General features: G+C 56.0%; 15 protein-coding genes. 10 read left to right on the forward strand and 5 right to left on the reverse strand.

The genetic code is table 11. The features are described 5' to 3' along the window. The first annotated feature begins 16 nt into the window (after positions 1-16). The 6 genes from Z946_RS0108900 (at position 17) to Z946_RS0108925 (ending at position 10,423) form a co-directional block, all read left to right on the forward strand. Complete coding sequence (locus Z946_RS0108900; protein ID WP_025055385.1) at positions 17-2,767, forward strand: TRAP transporter permease; 2,751 nt, start codon at positions 17-19, stop codon at positions 2,765-2,767. Between the two features lie 163 nt (positions 2,768-2,930). Then, positions 2,931-4,043: a carbon-nitrogen hydrolase family protein gene (locus Z946_RS0108905; protein ID WP_025055386.1), complete on the forward strand. Its 1,113-nt coding sequence runs from the start codon at positions 2,931-2,933 to the stop codon at positions 4,041-4,043. Between the two features lie 77 nt (positions 4,044-4,120). After that, positions 4,121-6,853, forward strand: coding sequence for an aminotransferase class I/II-fold pyridoxal phosphate-dependent enzyme (locus tag Z946_RS0108910; protein WP_025055387.1), 2,733 nt, complete (start codon positions 4,121-4,123; stop codon positions 6,851-6,853). Then, the gene (locus tag Z946_RS0108915; protein WP_277618951.1) at positions 6,789-8,327 is read left to right on the forward strand and encodes a biotin carboxylase; all 1,539 of its coding nucleotides are present in this window, start codon (positions 6,789-6,791) and stop codon (positions 8,325-8,327) included. The genes Z946_RS0108910 and Z946_RS0108915 overlap by 65 nt, the downstream gene beginning before the upstream one ends. 12 nt (positions 8,328-8,339) lie before the next feature. Beyond that, entirely contained in the window at positions 8,340-9,311 is a 972-nt protein-coding gene (locus Z946_RS0108920) for a C45 family autoproteolytic acyltransferase/hydrolase (RefSeq protein ID WP_025055389.1), read from the forward strand. Then, positions 9,308-10,423 carry a CaiB/BaiF CoA transferase family protein gene (locus Z946_RS0108925; RefSeq protein WP_025055390.1) on the forward strand — a complete coding sequence of 372 codons (1,116 nt, stop codon included), beginning with the start codon at positions 9,308-9,310 and terminating at the stop codon, positions 10,421-10,423. Before Z946_RS0108920 ends, Z946_RS0108925 begins: the two co-directional genes overlap by 4 nt. Positions 10,424-10,456: 33 nt before the next feature. Here the strand turns inward: Z946_RS0108925 and Z946_RS0108930 are convergent, their stop codons facing one another. Further along, positions 10,457-11,017 (reverse strand): type 1 glutamine amidotransferase domain-containing protein, encoded by a 561-nt coding sequence (locus tag Z946_RS0108930; protein WP_025055391.1) that lies wholly within the window; start codon positions 11,015-11,017, stop codon positions 10,457-10,459. 154 nt (positions 11,018-11,171) lie between these two features. Between Z946_RS0108930 and Z946_RS0108935 the strand changes: the two genes are divergently transcribed. From Z946_RS0108935 to Z946_RS0108950, 4 genes are read left to right on the forward strand one after another with little or no spacing between them, the layout of a single operon-like run. Next, entirely contained in the window at positions 11,172-11,822 is a 651-nt protein-coding gene (locus Z946_RS0108935; RefSeq protein WP_025055392.1) for a paraquat-inducible protein A, read from the forward strand. Between the two features lie 11 nt (positions 11,823-11,833). Continuing rightward, positions 11,834-12,442, forward strand: a complete 609-nt coding sequence (locus Z946_RS0108940; protein WP_025055393.1) for a paraquat-inducible protein A — start codon at positions 11,834-11,836, stop codon at positions 12,440-12,442. Further along, complete coding sequence (locus Z946_RS0108945; RefSeq protein ID WP_025055394.1) at positions 12,432-14,879, forward strand: MlaD family protein; 2,448 nt, start codon at positions 12,432-12,434, stop codon at positions 14,877-14,879. Before Z946_RS0108940 ends, Z946_RS0108945 begins: the two co-directional genes overlap by 11 nt. 1 nt (position 14,880) lies before the next feature. Beyond that, positions 14,881-15,444, forward strand: a complete 564-nt coding sequence (locus tag Z946_RS0108950) for a PqiC family protein (protein ID WP_025055395.1) — start codon at positions 14,881-14,883, stop codon at positions 15,442-15,444. A gap of 24 nt (positions 15,445-15,468) precedes the next feature. Here the strand turns inward: Z946_RS0108950 and gyrB are convergent, their stop codons facing one another. The 4 genes from gyrB to dnaA form a co-directional block, all read right to left on the reverse strand. Next, positions 15,469-17,883, reverse strand: coding sequence for a DNA topoisomerase (ATP-hydrolyzing) subunit B (gene gyrB, locus Z946_RS0108955; protein WP_025055396.1), 2,415 nt, complete (start codon positions 17,881-17,883; stop codon positions 15,469-15,471). A gap of 92 nt (positions 17,884-17,975) precedes the next feature. Next, entirely contained in the window at positions 17,976-19,073 is a 1,098-nt protein-coding gene (recF, locus tag Z946_RS0108960) for a DNA replication/repair protein RecF (protein ID WP_025055397.1), read from the reverse strand. Between the two features lie 62 nt (positions 19,074-19,135). Then, positions 19,136-20,254, reverse strand: a complete 1,119-nt coding sequence (dnaN, locus tag Z946_RS0108965) for a DNA polymerase III subunit beta (protein ID WP_025055398.1) — start codon at positions 20,252-20,254, stop codon at positions 19,136-19,138. 141 nt (positions 20,255-20,395) lie between these two features. Then, positions 20,396-21,766, reverse strand: a complete 1,371-nt coding sequence (gene dnaA, locus Z946_RS0108970; RefSeq protein WP_025055399.1) for a chromosomal replication initiator protein DnaA — start codon at positions 21,764-21,766, stop codon at positions 20,396-20,398. Positions 21,767-21,809: the final 43 nt, after the last annotated feature.

Below are 21,809 nucleotides of genomic sequence, written 5' to 3' on the forward strand. Positions count from 1 at the left end.
ACAGGGGGACAAAACGATGACAAATAATGACCAGCAGCAAGCCGCAGCTGTCGAAGCCGAAGCCGCAGGGCGCGGTGGATTAAGCCAGAACGAGTTGGACGAACTTGTCGCTTCTTCTGATACCGGAGGCAGAAACGCCGGAGGCAGTGTTGGAATGCTGCTTATGCTGGTGGCGCTGGCCTGGTCCTTGTTCCAGCTTTATATCGCGTCTCCCTTCGGATTGTTTAACGATACGCTGGCCCGCTCGATCCATCTGGGATTTGCGGTCTTTCTAGGTATCATGGCGTTCCCCGCCGCACGTACGACCTTTCAACTTGCCCTAGGTGTGATTGTGCCGCTCGCTTTGGCAGCCTTGTTTATGGTTGCTGCCAAAGATGGTGTCGCCGTCTGGTGGATCCCGATCCCCGCAATTGCGGTTGCCGCGACTGTCATTCTGGGCTCCCCCAAGGATCATGTGCCAATCTGGGAATGGGCGCTGGCCCTCGTGGGTGCAGGCGCTGCACTTTATCTATTCTTCTTTTACCGTGATATTTCAACGCGGGTCGGTGCGCCGATCACGCAAGACTATGTTGTTGCGGTCATCGGTATCCTGATCCTGCTCGAAGCAACGCGCCGCGCCCTTGGGCCTGCGCTGATGATCGTGGCGTCAGTATTTCTGCTCTACACTGTGCTCGGTCCGAATATGCCAAGCATCATCGCGCACAAAGGTAACTCCCTGTCCGAGATCGTGAATCACCAGTGGATCACGACAGAGGGTGTCTTTGGCATCGCGCTGGGTGTTTCGACCAGCTTTGTTTTCCTGTTCGTTCTGTTCGGCTCCCTTCTGGACCGTGCGGGCGCGGGCAACTACTTCATCCAAGTCGCATTCAGCCTGATGGGTCACATGCGTGGCGGTCCCGCCAAAGCGGCCGTTGTCGCATCGGCGATGACGGGGCTGATTTCCGGCTCATCCATTGCGAACGTGGTGACCACGGGCACATTTACAATTCCGCTGATGAAAAAGGTCGGTTTCTCATCCGAGAAAGCGGGCGCTGTCGAAGTGGCCTCGTCGGTGAACGGCCAGATTATGCCTCCTGTGATGGGGGCCGCGGCATTTCTGATGGTCGAATATGTGGGTATCCCGTACTTCGACGTGGTTAAACACGCCTTCCTGCCGGCGGTAATTTCCTACATCGCATTGGTCTACATCGTGCACCTTGAGGCGATGAAAGCCGGTATGCAGGGCCTGCCTCGCGCATATACACCCAAACCTATCGTCCAGCGTCTGGTTGGCACAGCGTTTGCAATTGCTGCGATCTGCGCGCTGTCCTTCGCTGTCTACTACGGCATGGGCTGGATCCGTCCGGCATTCCCGGAAACTGCGTCTTACATCATCTTCGCCTTCATCACGTTGGTCTACATCGGCCTGCTTTATGTCGCGAGCAAAGAAGAGCCGCTGAAGATGGATGATCCAAATGACGAAGTGACTGCATTGCCAATGCCCGGTCCTACAGCGCGTTCCGGTCTGCACTTTATCCTGCCGGTAGTTGTGCTTGTTTGGGCGCTAATGGTTGATCGCCTCAGCCCCGGTCTTTCGGCCTTCTGGGCATCTGCTTACATGGTATTCATCCTGCTGACACAGCGTCCGCTGATGGCGATCATGCGCGGGCAGAGCAAGCTTGCGACGGACATCAAGGACGGTTTCCTTGACCTGATCGACGGGCTTGTCACCGGTGCGCGCAACATGATCGGTATCGGTATTGCAACGGCGACTGCGGGTATCATCGTCGGTGCCGTAAGCCAGACGGGTGTTGGCTCTGCGCTTGCGGATGTGGTCGAGGTTCTGTCGGGTGGTAATATTCTTGCGATCCTCGCGCTGACTGCGGTGCTGTCACTGATCCTCGGAATGGGTTTGCCAACAACGGCGAACTATATCGTTGTGTCCGCGCTTCTGGCACCGGTGATCGTGACACTTGGTCAGCAGAACGGCCTGATTGTGCCGCTGATCGCTGTACACCTCTTCGTGTTCTATTTCGGTATTATGGCGGACGTGACGCCGCCTGTGGGGCTTGCAAGCTTCGCGGCTGCGGCGGTTTCCGGTGGTGATCCGATCAAGACAGGTGTGGTTGCCTTCTTCTATTCTCTGCGCACGGCTGCTCTGCCATTCCTCTTTATCTTCAACACCGAATTGCTGTTGATTGGTGTCGGATGGGGTCAGGGTTTGTTCGTCTTTGTCGTGGCCACCATCGCCATGCTGCTATTTGCGGCGGCAACACAAGGATGGTTCCTGACCAAAAACCGTTTTTACGAAACGATTGCCCTTCTGCTGATCGCTTTCACGTTGTTCCGTCCGGGGTTCTGGATGGACATGGTGTCAGCGCCTTATGACGAGGTTGCACCGACCGAGATCCAGCAGGCTGCGAACGACACAATGGCCGGTGATGATCTGCGACTGCGCGTTGCGGGGGTAAATGATCTGGGTGATCCGATCGAATTTGTGGCTATTTTGCCGATTGGCGAAGGCGCAAACGGAGAAGAAAAGCTGGAGAATGCGGGCCTCTTGTTCCGCGCAGATGGCGACAAGATGATCATCGACGATGTCAGCTTTGACTCTGCCGCCCAGAATGCGGGGCTGGACTGGGATCAGGAAGTCTTGCGTGTTCTCAAGCCTGTATCGCAACCGTCGAAGTATCTCATGTTCATTCCGGCGCTGCTTCTACTGGCGTTGGTCGTCTTCCTGCAGCGTGGCCGTGCGGAGAAATCATCCCGCAGGGCGCAGGCGGCGTAACTGAAATTCGCGTCCAGCGTCCATATATGCTCCACGGCATCGTGTTAAGCAGGGGTGAAATCGACTGTTTCCCTTGCGCCATTATAGGCGTAAGGAGCGTGCAATCCGGTGTGTTTGATGGGGGCATTGTCCCGCCACACCGTTTCTCACGGAGTGACCAGTTATGACACCTTTCGCAATTGCAGGCGTGCAGATGTACGTCAACGCCCTTCAGTCCAACGTCGATGGTATGGTCCACCGGCTTGATATCCTGATGGCGCGGTTTCCTTGGACCCAGATGGTTCTGTTCTCTGAGCTGGCCCCCTTCGGGCCGCTTGACCGTTTCGCACTGCCGCCAGAAAACGAAACGATTGAAAAGTTTCAGGAAGCAGCCCGCAAGCACCGCGTCTGGCTGATCCCCGGGTCCATGTTCCTGAAGAACCCGGAAGATGGCCGCATCTACAACACCTCTGTCGTGATCAACCCAGAGGGCGAGGTGATCCGTCGCTATGCCAAGATGTTCCCGTTCCGCCCCTATGAAGCAGGCATTGCGGCGGGCACAGATTTTTGTGTGTTTGATGTTCCAGAGGTTGGCCGTTTCGGTCTTTCGATCTGCTACGATATCTGGTTCCCGGAAACGACACGCCAGTTGACCAGTCAGGGCGTCGAGGTGCTGCTGCACCCTGTGCTGACCGGCACCACTGACCGTGATGCAGAGCTTGCGATTGCACGCGCAACGGCGGCGCAATTCCAGTGCTATATTTTTGACGTGAACGGTTTGGGCGCTGGTGGGGTTGGCAAATCCTGTGTGATTGATCCGACATCTATGGTTTTGCACCAATCCGCAGGTCAGGAAGACATGTTCCCGATCGAGATCGACTTGTCGATGGTTCGTCGCCAGCGCGAGGCAGGCATGAAAGGTTTGGGTCAGGTTCTCAAATCCTTCCGCGACCGCAGTACCGATTTCTCGGTTTATGATCGTAACAGCGGAACAGATGCCTACCTGAAAACGTTGGGCCCACTAGAAATACCACAACAGGGAAACCGCGCAGGGCTGCACGTTGATGTGCCCGCGCAACGGGTACCAGATGTACCAGCGTTCAAAGGCCAAGACGCGATGCCGGGGTTTGCGACACCCCAGCCCGAATTTGCGCCTGAACCCCTGCCCAATCCTACTGCCGGAACAGCATCCCCTCCGGCACATACCCCGACACCTGCGGCACCTGCCGCAGCAATACCAAACCCACCTGTCAAACCAGGAATTTTGACAGACACAAAAGAAACATCCAGCGGCTAAGCTGTTGTTTTCTTTTCCCCGGCGCAGGGTGTGCCGGGGACGGATGCAACGGTTTTCCGCAAAGCGGAGAAACACGTATGCATTCGATGAACGAATATTCCTCAGCGATAAAATTGCGGTCTGACAGGTGGAGCGCTTTGCGTGAAGCCACCGCCGCAATCACGCGGGATCCAAATGCGAAGGATCGTAAAGACCTCGGCAAAACGATTCAGGAATTGTTCTCGTCTCTCGCAGTGATCGAGCCCTATTGGGCCTTTCCCGGTATGGCGGCTTTTGAACACCTGATACGTCAGTTTGATCATGGCAGCTTCGAAGATCTTGCCTTTGCCGTGAACCGCGTGACGCGGGCGCTGACCACCGGTGCCTACCGCCGCCGTCACATTCCTTTGGACCGCGACAGTGTCGATCAGGAGGATGATGACGAGGCGATGTTGCCGCCAGAAGCGCGTGCAATGGCCAAGCCCTACTTCGAAGTATTGATCGTCGACAACGTGAACGAGCATCAGGAACGCTGGCTCAAATCAAACGTGACCCGCATGCGCCGTCCCGAAGACGCATTCATTTACGAAGCTGTAGTTGTTCCCAGCATCGAAGACGCGCTAATTGCGGTTCTGTTCAACTACAATATCCAAGCGATTGTGGTCCGACCCGGACTGACGCTTAAATCGAAGACCGACCAAAAAATCCTTACACAATATCTGGCGCGGGCAGGCGGCCGTAAAGAGATCGACGCCATCACGCCCGAGAATTACGGCCCTGAGCTGTGCCGGATGATCGCGCGTGTACGGCCTGAACTCGATGCGTATCTGGTCACCGAACGGTCGGTAGAGGACATCGCGGGCCATGATCTGGGTATTTGCAGGCGGGTATTCTACAATCAGGAGGACTTCATGGAGTTGCACCTGAACATCCTGCGCGGAGTTCAGTCTCGCAATAAATCCCCGTTCTTCACGGCACTGGTGGAATACTCCAAACAGCCAACCGGTGTTTTCCACGCTATGCCAATCAGTCGCGGCAAATCTATTACGCGGTCGCACTGGATTCAGGATATGGGCGCATTCTACGGGCCCAATATTTTCCTAGCTGAAACCTCTGCCACGTCCGGCGGGTTGGACAGCCTTTTAGAACCCCATGGCCCGATCAAAGAGGCACAGGAACTGGCGGCGCGGGCCTTCGGCTCCAAGCAGACCTTCTTTGCCACAAACGGCACCTCGACCTGTAACAAAATCGTTGTGCAAGCGCTTATAAAACCTGGCGATATCGTGCTGGTAGACCGCGATTGCCACAAATCGCATCACTACGGAATGGTGCTGGCTGGCGCGCAGGTTTGTTATCTCGACAGCTATCCCCTGAATAAATACTCGATGTATGGTGCCGTTCCGCTGCACGACATCAAAAAGCAATTGCTTGATCTGAAGGCCGCTGGAAAGCTGGATCAAGTCCGGATGTTGTTGCTGACCAACTGCACTTTTGACGGGTTGGTCTACAATGTTGAGCGGGTCATGGAAGAGTGTCTCGCGATCAAGCCTGATCTGATCTTTCTTTGGGATGAGGCATGGTTCGCATTTGCCCGCTTCAACCCGACGTATCGCCAGCGGACAGGTATGAATACGGCAAATATGCTGCGCGAAAAGCTCAAGTCGGAAGCCCATGCGCAAAGATATGAAGCGCAACAGGTCGCCCTTAAAGATGCTGACGATGAGGAGCTGCTAAACACTCGGTTGATCCCGCCACCGCATGCGCGTGTTCGGGTCTATGCAACCCAATCGACCCATAAAACGCTGACCTCCTTGAGGCAGGGTTCCATGATCCACGTCAACGATCAGGACTTCAAAGGCGAGGTCGAACAGTCGTTTCACGAAGCCTACATGACGCATACATCGACCTCCCCCAACTATCAGATCATTGCGTCGTTAGATGTAGGGCGCAGACAGGTCGAACTTGAAGGCTTCGAGTTTGTGCAAAGGCAGGTCGAAGCGGCGATGTCCATGCGGCGCGCCATCAGCGACCATCCTTTGCTAAGCAAGTATTTCAAGGTCCTGACCGCAGGCGATATGATCCCCGAAGAGCACCGTGAGAGCGGCCTGACCAGCTACTATGATACCGAGCAAGGCTGGACGGACATGTGGGAGTGCTGGGAGAATGATGAATTCGCCCTCGACCCCACACGGGTCACCTTGTCGGTCGGAAATACAGGTTGGGACGGGGATACCTTTAAAACGGATATCTTGATGGATCGTTACGGCATCCAGATCAACAAGACCTCTCGCAATACAGTTCTGTTCATGACCAACATCGGCACCACGCGTTCTTCGGTTGCCTATCTGATTGAAGTGCTGGTCGAGATTGCCAAGTCGCTGGACGAGCGGCTTGACGATGCAAGCCGGATGGAGCGGTTGTCTCACGACAAACGTGTCTCCAATCTGATGGAACACTACCCGCCGCTGCCTGATTTCAGCCGCTTCCATGATGCGTTCAAAGCGGACAGCACCACAGACGGTGACATCCGGACGGCGTATTATCTGAGCTATGACGACACGAATTGTGACTATCTTGATCTGGATGGCTCGCTGAAACATGCGATGGAAGAAGGCAAAACTATCGTGTCGGCTTCGTTCATCATCCCGTATCCCCCCGGTTTCCCGATCCTCGTGCCAGGGCAGGTCATCTCGGACGAAATACTGTCGTTCATGCGCGCTTTGGATGTGAGCGAAATCCACGGCTACCGTCCTGATCTTGGCCTGCGTGTCTTTACGGACGAAGCATTGGCCAGCGTCAGCGCAAAACAACTCTCGAACTCAAAAGCTTAAGAAAAGGACCACAAATATGGCTACTGTTCTGAAAAATATCTCTGAAATCCGCCGGTTCTTTCACCGAAACGAAGACCCGATCTATTTCATCTCGGCTACGAACTTCAACCTTCTGGGCCTTGATGAGTGGGTCAAGAATTTCAAATACATCTGCTACATCGACTGCTACGGGGGCAAGCACCCGAACGTCTTTTGCCCGTCCGAGCAGCCGCATGCGGAATTCCAGTCCATCGAGGACATCAACAACTACCTGTTGCAGCACAAAGAAGTCATCGACTTTATCAAGCGGCGCGGCGGCAAGCCGAAGTTTGTCTTCTTGATGTTTGATGAGGAAACTGAACGCCTGTCAAAAGAGCTGGGTGCCAGCGTCTGGTTCCCGAAAGCCAAGCTGCGGACGTCGATGGACAACAAGATCGAAACCGTACGCATCGGCAACAAGGCAGGTGTGCCATCGGTGCCGAACGTTCTGGCCGAGGTCAAATCATATGACGACCTAAAGAAGACATGCGAGAAAGCCGGTATCGGACACGATCTGGTGTTGCAGTCCGCTTTCGGTGACAGTGGTCACACGACTTTCTTCATCAAAAACGAAGCAGACTTCCGCCGCCATGAATCAGAGATCATCGGCGAGGGTGAGATCAAGATCATGAAGCGGATCGACTGTCGGGGTGCTGCGATCGAGGCTTGTGCGACGAAAGAAGGCACGATTGTTGGCCCCCTGATGACTGAGCTTGTAGGCTTCAAGGAGCTGACGCCCTACCGCGGCGGCTGGTGCGGGAATGAAATTCTCGCGACCGCTTTCCCACCCAAAGTGCGCGACAAAGCACGCGAGTTGACCTTCAAATTCGGTGAGCAACTTCGCAAAGAAGGATATCGCGGCTACTTCGAATTGGATTTCCTGATCGACAAGAAAACAGGTGATCTGTGGCTGGGCGAGCTGAACCCGCGTATCACAGGGGCGTCGTCCATGACCAACCATGCCGCGTTCGCACATGCCGATGCGCCGCTGTTCCTTTTCCATCTCCTCGAATTTTCAAAGAAAAAATTCAACCTTGATGTGGATGAGCTGAACGCACGGTGGGCCGATCCAGACAACATCGACGGTTGGTCGCAGATGGTAATCAAGCATACCGAAGACAGTGTCGATATCTGCACCGCAGCACCCGAGACCGGCATCTACAAGATGAAAGAAGACGGCAGTGTTGTGTTTGACCGCTTCGATTATCACCGTCGCGCAGTAGAGAGCGAGAACGAAGCGTTCTTCCTTTCCATTTTGCGTCCGGGCGAATACCGCTACGAAGGGGCCGACATTGGCATCCTTGTGACACGCGGCCGTTCGATGACGAAGGGTTTCCAGTTGAATGAGCGGGCGAAAAAGTGGATTCACGGGATCAAACAATCGGTTGATGGCAAACCGCTTCCCACGGCGCAAGCCGGTCCTGAACTGTCTGATCCGGCGTTCAAAATTCTTTAACGAAAGGCTCCGATGTACTGGCGCGCTTTAGATATTGAAACGCCCGGTCCCAAGTGGGCCGGGCTTTTCGCTGAATACTGGCCTGACTACCGCAAGTGGTGGTTGCAGGAAGGTGAAACGGCGCGTCCGACGTACCGTGAATGCCGCCGTGCGCTTGCTACGCACATGCCAGAGCTGATCCCCCTGTATGAGGATCTTTGCGCACAGGCAGGCGGCGGCGATTTGGCCGCGCGTTTCCTAAGCTTTTATAATCCGCCCCCCTACTTGTCAGGCTGTTCACAAGCAATCTGGGCTGGCAAGGAACCGGTCATGGTGCGCAACTATGACTACAACCCCAACGCTTTTGACCAACTGGCGCTGAACACGAAATGGTCAGGCCGTCAGGTGCTTGGCATCTCTGACGGACTATGGGGATTGGTGGATGGCGTGAATGATGCGGGCCTGTCCATATCGCTGACATTTGGCGGCCGTCGCATCGTCGGAGAAGGTTTTGGGGTGCCGCTGATCCTACGCTATGTGCTGCAAACTTGCGAAACTGTGGACGAAGCGACCGCCGTTCTGGCGCGTGTTCCAACGCATATGAGCTACAATGTTACCGTATTGGACCGCAAGCGCCGCTACGCCACGGCCATGATGGCACCGGATCGGGAAACACTCATCACCCATGCCGCAGTTGCGACCAACCATCAGGAAAACGTGGAATGGATCAGCCACGCCCGTTTCACCGCAACGGTTGAGCGAGAGCGATTTCTGCTAAACCGCTTGAGGATGCACAAAGATCCCGAGGAAAAATTCATCGGCGCGTTTCTCAAGCCGCCCTTGTATTCGACAGCGTTTTCCGCCGGTTTCGGGACGCTTTATACAGCGGTGTACCGGCCGCGTAAGCGCGAAATGGAACTCCGCTGGCCGGGTACAGTCTGGCCGCTTTCGATGGATCACTTTGTAGAGGGGGCACGTGAAGTGCTTGTACCGGGGGCGGCATGAGCAAGGGTCCACTCGCAACTCTGAAAGTAATCGAATTCTCCGGGCTTGGTCCTGCACCATTAGTGGGTCAGTTGTTGGCCGATCTGGGTGCGGATGTAGTCACCATTGATCGTGAGTTTGCACCTGCCGATAAGACGGACATCAACCGGCGGGGCAAACGCTCCGTTGTGTTGAACCTCAAATCGGATGCCGGCCTGTCAGCTGCCAGGCTGCTTGTCGCGCAAGGCGACGTCGTGATTGAGGGGTTCCGCCCCGGTGTTATGGAACGGCTTGGTTTAGGTCCGGATGCGTGCCCCGACACCGTAATCTATGCGCGGATGACAGGCTGGGGGCAGGACGGGCCGTGGTCACATACGGCAGGGCACGACATCAATTATCTGGCTCTGACAGGTGCGTTGCACGCGATGGGAGACGGCGGCGCACCGCCTGTGCCGCCTATGAACCTTGTCGCGGATTATGGCGGCGGCACGATGTTCCTGATTTTCGGTGTCCTTGCTGCCGTTATCGAAAGGGGTGTGTCCGGCAAAGGACAGGTTGTCGATGCGGCGATGGTCGATGGCGTCCCTGCGATGATGGGTCTGATCTACGGCATGCTCGCGCAGGGTACATGGAGCGAGCAGCGTGCGCAGAACTGGCTGGACGGGGCTGCACCATTTTACCGTTGCTACACATGCGCGGATGGCAAGTTTGTCTCGGTAGGCGCGTTGGAGCCGCAGTTTTATGCAATCTTGCTGGAGAAGCTGCACATGCCGGCGGAATATGCTGTGACCCAGAATGACCGCAGCACGTGGGCAGAGCGTACGCGGGAGTTTGCAGAAATCTTTGTTCGGCAGTCGCGGGATGCTTGGGCCGATCTGTTTGAAGGCACGGATGCTTGCATTGCCCCTGTGCTGACCTTTTCGGAAGCGGCAAACCACCTCCACATGGCAGCGCGCAAAAACCTTGTGCGCCCGGATGATGTGCTTCAGTCCGCAACCGCGCCGCGGTTCAGCCGGTTCAACCCGTCTGCATCTCAGCCTGTTACGGGAAAGGGTGCTGAAACGCAGAGCATTCTGGAAGGCCTAGGCTTGTCAGCAGGAGAAATAGCAGCGGCCAGCAAAAAGACCCCCTGAAAAGGGGGCCTTTCTGTTCTGGCGATAAGAGAGTTATGCGGCTTTGCGCTCGTGTTCGCCCTCTTCGATTTCTTCGACGATTTTCGAAACAAATGCGTCGAGATCTTCTGGTGACCGGCTGGTGATAATGCCTTGATCAACCACCACTTCGCTGTCTTCCCAGTGTGCGCCAGCATTGATCAGATCGGTTTTGATTGATCCGTAAGAGGTGGCCTTGCGGCCTTTGATCAGGTCGGCTTCGATCAGCAACCACGGTGCGTGACAGACAGCGGCAACAGTTTTGCCGCCGTTGCCGAACGCCTTGATGAGCGCCACAGCATCTTTGTTTGCACGCAGAATGTCTGGGTTAATCTGGCCGCCCGGCAGGACGATCGCGTCATAGTCATCTACGTTGACGTCTTTGAGCGCGATATCGGCGCTCACCGTGTCGCCCCAGTCGTCAGTGTCCCACCCTTTGATGTCTGAACCGTCAGGCGTGGCCACGTGAACGGCAGCTCCTTTTGCCTTCAGATCTGCCAGTGGCTTCTCCAGCTCTGACTGTTCAAAGCCGTTGGTGGACAGGATGAGAATTTTTGCGTTTGTAATGGAAGTCATATCATTCCTCGCATGTTAGTGTTTTGCATCATTGCTTGGCACCTTAACGTGCAGCGATTGCAGTTGTTCCAAAGAGACGGCAGCGGCTTCTCGCTGGCACCGATGACGCAGAATCTCCGTGTCTTCTGAGGGGCAGCACCCTATATTGAACGGTATGCGCGATTTTGCCGAACCACAGACCACCGAGCATTCGCTGGAAGACCTTATCGTCTGTCCGCAATGCGACGCTGTGTTTCGTTTCCAGAAACCCAAGAACGGCGAACGCGCCGCATGTCAGCGGTGTCATAAGGCGCTGATCACGCCCCGTCGGAATGCGGGCTTGCATATCATCGCAGTTGCGTTTGCGGTGTTGTTCCTGATCATCGGGGCTGCGGTCTTTCCTTTCCTGACGATTGACGCTGCGGGCAACCGAAATGCAGTGTCCATTCTGGATGCGGCATTGGCGTTCTCGGGTGGTCCGATGATTTTTCTGTCACTCGCCACGGCGGGCCTGATCATTTTTGTGCCCCTCATTCGGGTTATTCTGACGTTATACGTGCTTGTTCCTGTCGTTCTTGACAGGCCAGCGGCGCGCCACGCGATTGGTGCATTTCGTCTGTCAGAAGCACTGCGCCCTTGGTCAATGGCCGAAATTTTTGCCATCGGATGTGCGGTCGCTCTGGTCAAAGTGGCTGATCTGGCGCAGGTCGGGTTCGGACCGGCATTCTGGATGTTCGGTATTCTTGTTGTTCTTGTGATCGCGCAGGACAGCTTCATGTGTAAGTGGTCAGTATGGTATCGTCTGGAACATCCGAAAAATTCGTAACCGCCCGCGAGATGGGGATCGTCGCGTGCAGGCGGTGTACGAAGGCGTGGCCGATTGACCGCGAAACCTGCGGCCGTTGCGGGCATTCCCTACAGTCACGCGACCGGCACAGTCTTCAAAAGGTGTGGGCGTATTGGTTGGTCGGGCTGATCTGCTATATCCCCGCAAATATCTATCCGATGTTGCGGACACAGACGCTGTTTCAGGTCGATGAAAGCACCATTATCGGCGGCGCTGTCGACATTGCACACTACGGCAACTACGGCATTGCGGCGATTATCCTGATCGCCTCGGTTGTCATCCCGCTGGCCAAATTCTGGGCTGTCGCCTATCTGGCCGTCAGCGTCAAAAGCCCCACCCGTGTATCCAACCACCGGCGTCAGCTTTTGTACGAAATCGTTGAATATATCGGGCGTTGGTCCATGATCGACATTTTTGTGGTTGCGATCCTGTCTGCGCTGGTGCAACTCAAGACATTGGCATCCATTAACCCCGGTATCGCGAGCATCTTCTTCGCGCTCTCGGTGATTTTCACAATGCTTTCTGCGCAGTCGTTTGACTCCCGCCTGATCTGGGACGCCCAAGCGAAAGAGGGGGGTAAACGACCCGATGAACGATGAGCTGCCCACCGTGTCGGTGTCGCCTGCCCGCAAGGTTTTCCTGAGCGGAGCCTCCTTCGTCTGGCTGATCCCGATTGCTGCGCTTTTTGTCGCTCTGTTCGTGGCATGGCAGTCGTACAACGCGCGTGGCCCGCTCATCACAGTGGTGTTTGAAAAAGGTGCCGGCATCAAATCGGGCGAGACAGAGCTCCGATACCGCGACGTGACCGTCGGGGTTGTTGAAAAGGTCGGCTTTACACAAGGTCTGGGTCAGGTCACGGCCAGCATTCGCGTTGACAAGGACGTTGCCCCCTTCATCGACAGCGGCGCATTGTTCTGGATTGTCCAACCCGAAGTCACGGCACAAGGCATCACCGGTTTGAGTACAGTCCTGAGCGGTGTCTACATCGAAGGGTCGTGGGACGAGGAGCCAGGTGTTCCTCTCGCTCAATACCAAGGTTCATCCGAAGCGCCGTTGATCCGCCCTGGTCAGGGTGGGCTTGAGATTGCGTTCCGAACAGTCGCAAACGGGCAACTGACGGACAACGCTCCGATCCTCTACAAAGGTATCGAAGTTGGCCGCGTCGGCCGCGCCCGCATTTCGCAGCAGGGCAACTTTGCGATTGTTGAGGCGTTGATCTACGAAGACCACCGCCAGTTAATCAATGAATCCACACGTTTCTGGGATACGTCAGGTTTCAGCGTCAGCATCGGCCCTTCAGGTGCTGAGATTGATTTCTCTTCCATCGCGACCCTTGTGGGTGGCGGTATTACTTTCGACACCTTCGTGTCTGGTGGTGGACGTGTGTTTGATGGCACGGTCTTTGAAATCTACCCTGACAAAGAATCCGCCCGCAGTTCGCTGTTCAACGCATCTACGGTCGATCCGCTTGAGATCAGCGTTATTTTTGAAGAGAATATTTCCGGCCTCGCGGTTGAGGCTCCGGTTGAATTGAGCGGTCTGAAAATCGGGCAGGTGACGTCCCTTTCGGGAATTGTCGACTATGATCAGTTTGGCGACAGCCGTGTGCGGCTGAAGGTTAATCTATCGATCCAGCCCGCGCGTCTTGGCCTGCCTGGAGAAGTGACTGCAGAGAACGCCCTCACCTTCTTGCAAAGCAGTGTGGCGTCCGGCCTGCGCGCCCGTCTCGCTTCGGCCAGTCTTTTGACGGGCGGGTTGAAAGTAGAGATGATTACGGTTGACGATGCACCGCCAGCAAGACTGACCGCAGCACCAAATGAATTGCCGGTCATGCCGACGACCAAGAACGAAACTTCAGATGCATCAGCGACTGTTGAAGGTGTGTTCACCCGCATCAACAACCTGCCTATCGAAGAGCTACTCAATTCCGCGATCAACTTCATGGATTCAGCGGAGTCGTTCGTTTCAAGTGATGATCTGCGCGAAACGCCGGGTGATATTCGCGGATTGTTGGGCGAGCTGCAGGGATTGGTGGCGTCAGACGATGTGCAGAACATTCCTGTTTCTCTAAATGCGACGCTGATGCGGGTCGAAGCCTTGGTGGCGCAGCTTGAGCAGGAGCAGGTCGCCGCGCGTCTGTCAGAGGTGCTGGAAGCCGCCGCAAGCGCTGCATCTGTCGTGGAAACGTCGATGGCGGGTGTGCCCGACCTGATCAGCCAGATCGAAGCGGTTGCAGCCAAAGCCGAAACCCTTGCCGTCGAAGATCTGATTGCGGAAGTCACTGCACTTATCAAATCTGCCGACGCCGTGGTGAGTGCTGAAGATACGGTTGCCTTGCCGGGCGCTTTGAAAGCCGCGCTCGATGAAGTGAACGGCGCATTGCAGGAACTCAGAGCGGGCGGCGCGATTGCTAATGTGAACCAGGCGCTTTCTGCCGCACGCACAGCCGCCGACCGTATCGCGGTTACATCAAATGAACTCCCCTTGATTGTCGAGCGCCTGACCGGTGTGCTGGACTCAGCAGCGAACGCGGCATCTGCAGTAGAATCCTCTGTTGCGGGTGTGCCGGATCTGGTGGCGCAAATCGAAGCGGTTGCAGCCAAGGCGGAATCACTTGAAGTGAATGAGCTGATGGATGAGTTGACCAACCTAGTCCGGTCAGCCGAGGCAGTCGTCGGAACCGATGATGCCGTTGCTTTGCCCGGCTCACTCAAGCGCGCGCTGGATGAAGTCAACTACACGCTTCAGGAATTGCGCGAAGGCGGGGCGATCGAGAACGTGAACCAGACGCTCGCGTCGGCGCGAAACGCGGCTGATAGCATCGCGGTTTCATCCAAAGACCTGCCTCAGATCGTGACGCGCCTGACACAGCTGTTTGCTCAGGCCGGCCGTACCATCGAAGGATACAATCGCGGCGATGAGTTGAGCCGGTCCGCGATGTCTGCGCTGCGCGACATACAGAAAGCCGCTGATGCGCTTGCCTCTCTGGCAAAAACCATCGAACGTAATCCGAATTCTCTGCTGCTGGGAAGATAGAATGAACTTTGCCGCCCGCATTTCCACTGTCCTTATGCTCGCCACAATGGCCGCTTGCGGATCGGCTGAACGCTTTGCCGTCAGCCCGCCGGAAATTACCAAACAACAACGTATCGCTTTTGCCTCCGTTGAGGTGCGCGATGTATCGCTGCCCAGCTACGCCGCTGCCGACGAGATTACGCAGCAGCAGGAAGACGGGACGCTGACCAGCTCTTCCGATGTGCTGTGGGCCGATGCGCCGGAACGCGCCATTGCGCTTGAGCTGAGCCGCAATCTGGCGCGTCTTTCGGGCCGCCGCATCGCATCTGAGCCTTGGCCGTTTGAGGAATTCCCTGACGCGCGCCTCGAAATCCGCTTTGCCGATCTGGTGGCGACCACCTCAGGTGTTTTCCGTACCTCAGGACAGTATTTTGTCGCCGTGAGTGACGGACGCCGTGAACGTTCAGGATTGTTTGATCTGGTGGTGCCGTTTGACCCCAAGGGTGGCCCCAATGCGATTGCGCAGGCGCGCGGTCAGTTGATCCTTGACCTCGCGGAATTTATCGCGCGTGACGGGCTGAAATAAGCCCGCCACCCTCTCAGGCACCTATCAGAAGTCGAGATTTTCGACGTTCAGCGCGTTCTGCTGGATGAATTCGCGGCGCGGTTCCACGACATCGCCCATCAGCTTTGTAAACAGGTCGTCGGCTTCGGCCATATCCTCGACCTTGACCTGCAACAATGTGCGCGCATCGGGATCTAGCGTAGTTTCCCACAACTGATCGGGGTTCATTTCGCCCAGACCCTTGTAACGTTGCAGCGACAGGCCTTTTTCACCTTCGGCGAGGATCGCTTCGAGCAGGTCCATGGGGCCATGAATCAGCTGTGTGCGGTCCTTGCGTATCAGTGTCGCGGGCAAGTCGTAGACGTCCTGCAAATGCTCCGTAAAGCTACCTGATCGCTTCGCCTCGCCTGAGCGCAGCATCTTGCCGTCCAGTGTACGCACCTCTTCGACGCCACGCAGAATACGCGCCAATTTGATGCCATGATCCTGGGTGATGCGCCCTTGCCAGCCGCGTTCGTATTCCAGCGCGATCAGATCAAGGCGTTTCGCGACTTTGTCCGCTACGCCTTGCAAGTCGCGGTCCACAGCGCCAGGCACAAACGCCCCAGCGATAGCAGCTTGCTCCACGATATGGCGTGGATAATGGGTCGGGAATGTCTCAAGCACACGGCGCATCTGACGGGCCAGATCAACAACACGGGAAAGATCCTGACCGGTGATTTCCTCGCCATTGCCCTGACGCAGCATCGCACCTTCGATGCCCTGCGTGACCAGATATTCCTCCATAGCGGCCTGATCCTTAAGATAGACCTCTGATTTGCCGCGCGACACTTTGTAGAGCGGCGGTTGCGCAATATAGAGGTGACCATTTTCAATGAGTTGCGGCATCTGACGGTAGAAGAATGTAAGTAGAAGCGTACGGATGTGCGCACCGTCCACGTCTGCGTCTGTCATGATGACAATCTTATGGTAGCGCAGTTTGTCGATGTTGAATTCGTCGCGACCGATGCCTGTACCCAAGGCCATCACAAGGTTCCCGATCTCCTGTGAGCCGAGCATCCGGTCAAAGCGGGCACGTTCCACGTTCAGAATCTTACCCTTCAGCGGCAGGATCGCTTGTGTCTGGCGGTCCCGCCCTGTCTGTGCAGAACCACCGGCGGAATCACCCTCCACAAGGAAGACTTCGGTTTTGGACGGGTCTTTCTCGGAGCAATCCTTGAGCTTTCCGGCAAGGAAGTTCACATCCATCGCGGTCTTGCGACGCGTCAGATCGCGCGCCTTGCGCGCCGCTTCACGGGCCAGTGCCGCCTCGATAATCTTGCCAACGACGATCTTCGCTTCGTTGGGGTTTTCCTCGAACCATTCGGCCAGCTTTTCGTTTACCAGCCCCTCAACGGCGGGACGCACTTCGGAGGACACGAGTTTGTCTTTTGTCTGCGAGCTGAACTTGGGGTCGGGTACCTTTACGGACAGAACGCAAGTAAGCCCTTCACGGGCGTCATCGCCGGTAAAGTTAACCTTTTCTTTCTTCGCGATGCCTGTGGCCTGTGCGTAGTTGTTGATTGTCCGCGTCAGCGCGCCACGAAAGCCCGCCATATGCGTACCGCCATCGCGCTGCGGGATGTTGTTGGTAAAGGGAAGGACGTTCTCGTGATAACTGTCGTTCCACCACATAGCGACTTCAACGCCGATGTCGTCTTTTTCGCCGGTGATAAAGATCGGCTCCGGCATGACCGATGTTTTGTTCCTGTCGAGGTATTTGACAAATTCCTTGACGCCACCCTCGTAGAACAGCTCGGAGCGCAGCGGCTCAACCGGGCGTTCGTCCTTGAGAATAATACGCACACCCGAGTTCAGGAAGGCCAGTTCGCGAAGCCGCTTTTCCAGCGTTTCAAACGAATACTCGAGATTGGAAAAAGTCTCGGTCGAGGCCATAAAGCGGACTTCGGTGCCGGTGCGGTCGGTGTCGCCCAGTACTTTGAGGTGGTCGACAGTAAAGCCGCCTTCGAACCGTGCGACGTGTTCTTTGCCTTCGCGCCAGATGCGCAGCTCAAGCCAATCTGACAGAGCGTTGACCACCGATACGCCCACGCCGTGCAGGCCGCCCGAAACCTTGTATGAATTGCTGTCGAATTTGCCGCCAGCATGCAGTTGGGTCATGATGACTTCGGCGGCTGATACGCCTTCTTCTTCGTGGATACCCACCGGAATGCCACGTCCGTTGTCGCTTACGGAAACGGAGCTGTCTTCGTGGATCGTGACCGTGACAGCATCGGCATGGCCCGCCAAAGCTTCGTCAATTCCATTGTCCACGACTTCATACACCATATGGTGCAGGCCGGACCCGTCATCGGTATCTCCGATGTACATGCCGGGACGTTTGCGGACAGCCTCCAACCCTTTGAGAACCTTGATAGAATCGGCACCATATTCTTGTGGTGTCTGTTCTTGTTCGGACATGCGGAAATACCTTCTTCTTTTGCCCGATTTATAGTGGTTTTTGGGGGTCTTGTCACGCATATGGCACAAGATTTTGTAGTGCTGACCACGCGTTAGTCGACGCGCCTCACCTGCGACAGACCTTCTTCGTCCGTGACCTCCAGAACCTGTGCACGGTTCCCTAAAGCCGCGAACATTTCCCGCCCCGTACCAGTCATCCAGGCTTGCGCGCCCAAGGCGCAAATTTCGTCGTAAAGCGCCGCTTGTCTGTTGGAATCCAGATGCGCTGCGACCTCGTCCAACAGCAAAAGCGGTGGTGCCCCGATGTCAGCGGCAAGGGCGCGAGCATTGGCAAGGATCAGTGACACAAGCAGTGCCTTTTGCTCACCAGTCGAGCAATCTTTAGCGGGCACGCCCTTGGTGGCGTAAACACCATAAAGATCCGCGCGGTGAGGGCCGATAAGGGTACGACCGGCCGACAGATCACGCCTGCGATTTTCGGCCAGCGCATCGCGAAGACCTTCGGTATCCACAGGCATGTCACACTGCAATTCCAGCTCAGCGGTTGGAAAGGCGGTTTCAGCTTGCTCCTGCGCTTGAGTAATTGCTGCCATCGCTTTCAACCGTCCATCGTGAATAGCCGCACCCGCTTCGGCCATGCGCATCTCAAGTGCCATATACCATGACGGCTCCCTCACCATGTCTTTGAGCAGGCGATTCCGCTCACGCATCGCTTTCTCGTAAGCAAGCGCATGCTCAGCGTGGTCTGGCAGGAAGCTGAGCGTCATGCGATCCAGAAACCGCCGCCGCCCTTCTGCGCCTTCAATCCAAAGACGGTCCATCGCCGGAATGAGCCACAACACGCGGGCGATGCGACCCAAGGCAGTCTGAGCGGCGACCTTTCCGTCAATGCGGGTCTGGCGAGCGGCCCCGGCCTCTGACCAGATTTCAATTTCGTGGGTTTGGTGGGGGACGTGCAGCAGACCTGTAACCTTCCAACCCAATGCTTCGGGTCTGCGTGTCATGTCTTGCGCGCTGGACCGACGCAGGCCGCGACCTGGGGACAGCAAAGAAACCGCCTCCAGAATGTTTGTTTTGCCCGCGCCGTTTGGCCCGTAGATGGCAACCGGCCGCGGGTCACAATCGATCACAGCCCGCTTATGCGAGCGGAAGTGGGATAATGTGAGCTGGGTTAAAGCGAGGCTACCCATCGGGAAGGCTCGTTTTCTTTTGAAGAAAACGGCACGGAATTTTCAGAAAATTCCGCAGCCCTTTATACACGCATCGGCATCACGACATAGACGGCAGACATGTCGTTGCCTTCGCGCATCAGCGTTGGATCGCCCGAGGAGTTGAACATGAATACCGCATTCTCGCGGTCCACCTGGCTTGCGATCTCAAGCAGATATTTTGCGTTAAAACCGATTTCCAAGCGCTCGTCCCCGTATGCGACCACCAGTTCTTCTTCGGCAGCACCGCTATCAGGCGCATTGACAGAAAGAACCAGACGATCCTCATCAAGCTGCAGCTTTACAGCGCGGGAGCGTTCGGAGCTGACAGTGGCAACGCGGTCTACGGCTTGCGCAAAATCAGATGCATCGACTTCCATCTTGCGGGTATTGCCCTGCGGAATCACGCGCGTGTAATCGGGGAAGGTGCCGTCAATAACTTTGGATGTCAGCGTGATGTCAGGTGTCGCAAAACGTACCTTGGTCTCCGAGACAGACACCGCGATCTTCATCTCGTCATCATCCAGCAGCTTGCGCATTTCGCCGACTGTTTTGCGAGGCACAATAACACCAGGCATCTCGGCTGCGCCTTCCGGCAGATCCGCATCAATGCGTGCCAGCCGGTGTCCGTCTGTTGCGACGCAACGCAGCACCTTACCGCCGTCTGCGTCAGAGATGTGCATGTATACACCATTCAGGTAATACCGCGTCTCTTCTGTAGAGATGGCAAATTTTGATTTGTCGAAAAGACGGCGCAGTACGGGAGCCGGTGCGCTGAAGTTCGAGGCATATTCGGATGATGCCATCACTGGAAAATCTTCGCGTGGCAATGTCGCCAGCGAGAAATTCGAACGTCCGGCTTCTACTGTCATCCGACCCGCGGCACTGTCGGCGATGATGTTGATCAACGCACCATCAGGCAGTTTACGGACAATCTCATGCAAAAGCGTTGCAGACACGGTGGTTGCGCCAGCGCGTTCCACCTGCGCACCCACTTTGAATACCACCTCGATGTCCAGATCGGTCGCGCGGAAAGACACATCACTGCCCTCTGCTTCGATCAGGACGTTCGCGAGGATCGGAATGGTGTTGCGCCGCTCTACGACAGACTGGGCCTGACTGACCGCCTTGAGGAGCGCCGCGCGTTCGATGCTGAATTTCATGTGCCTACTCCCTGAGGACTGCCGGGAAAGGCAGACTACCCGGTTCCCCCGCTTGCGCAAGACTTTTGGGCCTTTGCGGGGTCAATTGCAAGAGGGGCCGCAAGGCCCCTCGAGATTGCGTAGATATGTGGAAAATTTACGTCAGCCCTTGAGCGCGCGGCCAAGCAATTCAAGGTCTTCGGCGATTTGCCCGTCCGATTGCTTGAGCTCTTCGATCCGACGCACACCATGCATGACGGTGGTGTGATCCCGGCCACCAAAGCGCCGCCCGATTTCGGGCAGCGAGCGGGTGGTCAGTTGCTTGCACAAATACATCGCAATCTGGCGTGGGCGGGCATAGCTGCGCAAACGCTTCGGTCCGATCATGTCGCTCAGACGGATGTTGAAATGCTCGGACACCTTGCGCTGGATCTCTTCGACAGTGATCTTGCGTTCGCTGGAGCGGAGAATATCGACAAGGCAATCCTGGGTCAGGTCCATATCGATCTCGCGGCCTACCAGCGATGCGAATGCAAAAAGCCGCGTTAGGGCGCCCTCAAGAACGCGTACATTTGACGTGATCCGGTGTGCCAGGAATTCGAGCACACCATCGGCCACGTCCAGACCCGGATAGGTCTTTTGCTGCGCTTCGACTTTGTTCTGCAAGATGCCCAGACGCAGTTCGTAGTCTGTGGGATGCAGATCAACTACCAGACCGCACTGCAAACGGGACTGAACACGTTCTTCCAGATCCTTGATGTCAGTGGGCGCGCGGTCAGCCGAAATGATGATCTGCTTGTTCTGGTCCACCAACGCATTGAAGGTGTGAAAGAACTCTTCCTGCGTGCTGTCCTTGCCTGCGATGAACTGCACATCGTCAACCATCAGAACGTCGACTGAGCGGAACAGATCTTTGAAATCAAGCATCTTTCTGTCTCGCAGAGCTTGGACAAAGCGGTACATAAACTGTTCTGCGGATAGATAAAGAACAGTCATTTCCGGCTTGCGCTCTTTCAGTTCACGCGCGATCGCGTGCATCAGGTGCGTTTTGCCCAAACCTACACCACCATAAAGAAACAGCGGATTGAAAGTCACAGGTCCGCCCTCGGCAACGCGGCGGGCGGCCGCGTGGGCCAGCTCGTTTGGTTTGCCGACCACAAAATTATCAAAACTAAAGCGGGGATCGAGCGGCGCAGTCGAGGTAATATCCGTGCGGGATTCGGATGCGGCCGTTTTGGAGGGGCTGTTTTCTACCGCCTTGGTGGCAAGGGCGGGCGCATTCGCTACCTTCTCAGGGTTCATCGCGAAATTCAGGCGCGACACTTCAATTCCTTCGGCGTTGATCTCATGCAAGATCAGATCGGAGAAATTCTGGCTGACATAATTGCCAAAGAAGTTCGTTGGAACGTTCAAAGTCGCGATGCCTGCTTCAACGTTGCCGGGTATGATCGGCTCAATCCAGTTTTTGTAGTTATTCTGACCGACTGTCTTAAGTAGCCGCTGCCTGATTTCGCCCCATTGCTCATGTGTCATCGTCAACCATATTCCCACACTTTTCAGCACCGGATGCATGCCC

Origin of the sequence: Sulfitobacter noctilucicola, from assembly GCF_000622385.1 — a bacterium.
GTDB lineage: Bacteria > Pseudomonadota > Alphaproteobacteria > Rhodobacterales > Rhodobacteraceae > Sulfitobacter > Sulfitobacter noctilucicola.

Bases quoted from the DNA above. Each gene is read 5' to 3' on its own strand.
- Z946_RS0108900 (WP_025055385.1), top strand. From the start codon at position 17: ATGACAAATAATGACCAGCAGCAAGCCGCAGCTGTCGAAGCCGAAGCC.
- Z946_RS0108905 (WP_025055386.1), top strand. From the start codon at position 2,931: ATGACACCTTTCGCAATTGCAGGCGTGCAGATGTACGTCAACGCCCTT.
- Z946_RS0108910 (WP_025055387.1), top strand. From the start codon at position 4,121: ATGCATTCGATGAACGAATATTCCTCAGCGATAAAATTGCGGTCTGAC.
- Z946_RS0108920 (WP_025055389.1), top strand. From the start codon at position 8,340: ATGTACTGGCGCGCTTTAGATATTGAAACGCCCGGTCCCAAGTGGGCC.
- Z946_RS0108925 (WP_025055390.1), top strand. From the start codon at position 9,308: ATGAGCAAGGGTCCACTCGCAACTCTGAAAGTAATCGAATTCTCCGGG.
- Z946_RS0108930 (WP_025055391.1), bottom strand. From the start codon at position 11,017: ATGACTTCCATTACAAACGCAAAAATTCTCATCCTGTCCACCAACGGC.
- Z946_RS0108935 (WP_025055392.1), top strand. From the start codon at position 11,172: ATGCGCGATTTTGCCGAACCACAGACCACCGAGCATTCGCTGGAAGAC.
- Z946_RS0108940 (WP_025055393.1), top strand. From the start codon at position 11,834: ATGGGGATCGTCGCGTGCAGGCGGTGTACGAAGGCGTGGCCGATTGAC.
- Z946_RS0108945 (WP_025055394.1), top strand. From the start codon at position 12,432: ATGAACGATGAGCTGCCCACCGTGTCGGTGTCGCCTGCCCGCAAGGTT.
- Z946_RS0108950 (WP_025055395.1), top strand. From the start codon at position 14,881: ATGAACTTTGCCGCCCGCATTTCCACTGTCCTTATGCTCGCCACAATG.
- gyrB (WP_025055396.1), bottom strand. From the start codon at position 17,883: ATGTCCGAACAAGAACAGACACCACAAGAATATGGTGCCGATTCTATC.
- recF (WP_025055397.1), bottom strand. From the start codon at position 19,073: ATGGGTAGCCTCGCTTTAACCCAGCTCACATTATCCCACTTCCGCTCG.
- dnaN (WP_025055398.1), bottom strand. From the start codon at position 20,254: ATGAAATTCAGCATCGAACGCGCGGCGCTCCTCAAGGCGGTCAGTCAG.
- dnaA (WP_025055399.1), bottom strand. From the start codon at position 21,766: ATGACACATGAGCAATGGGGCGAAATCAGGCAGCGGCTACTTAAGACA.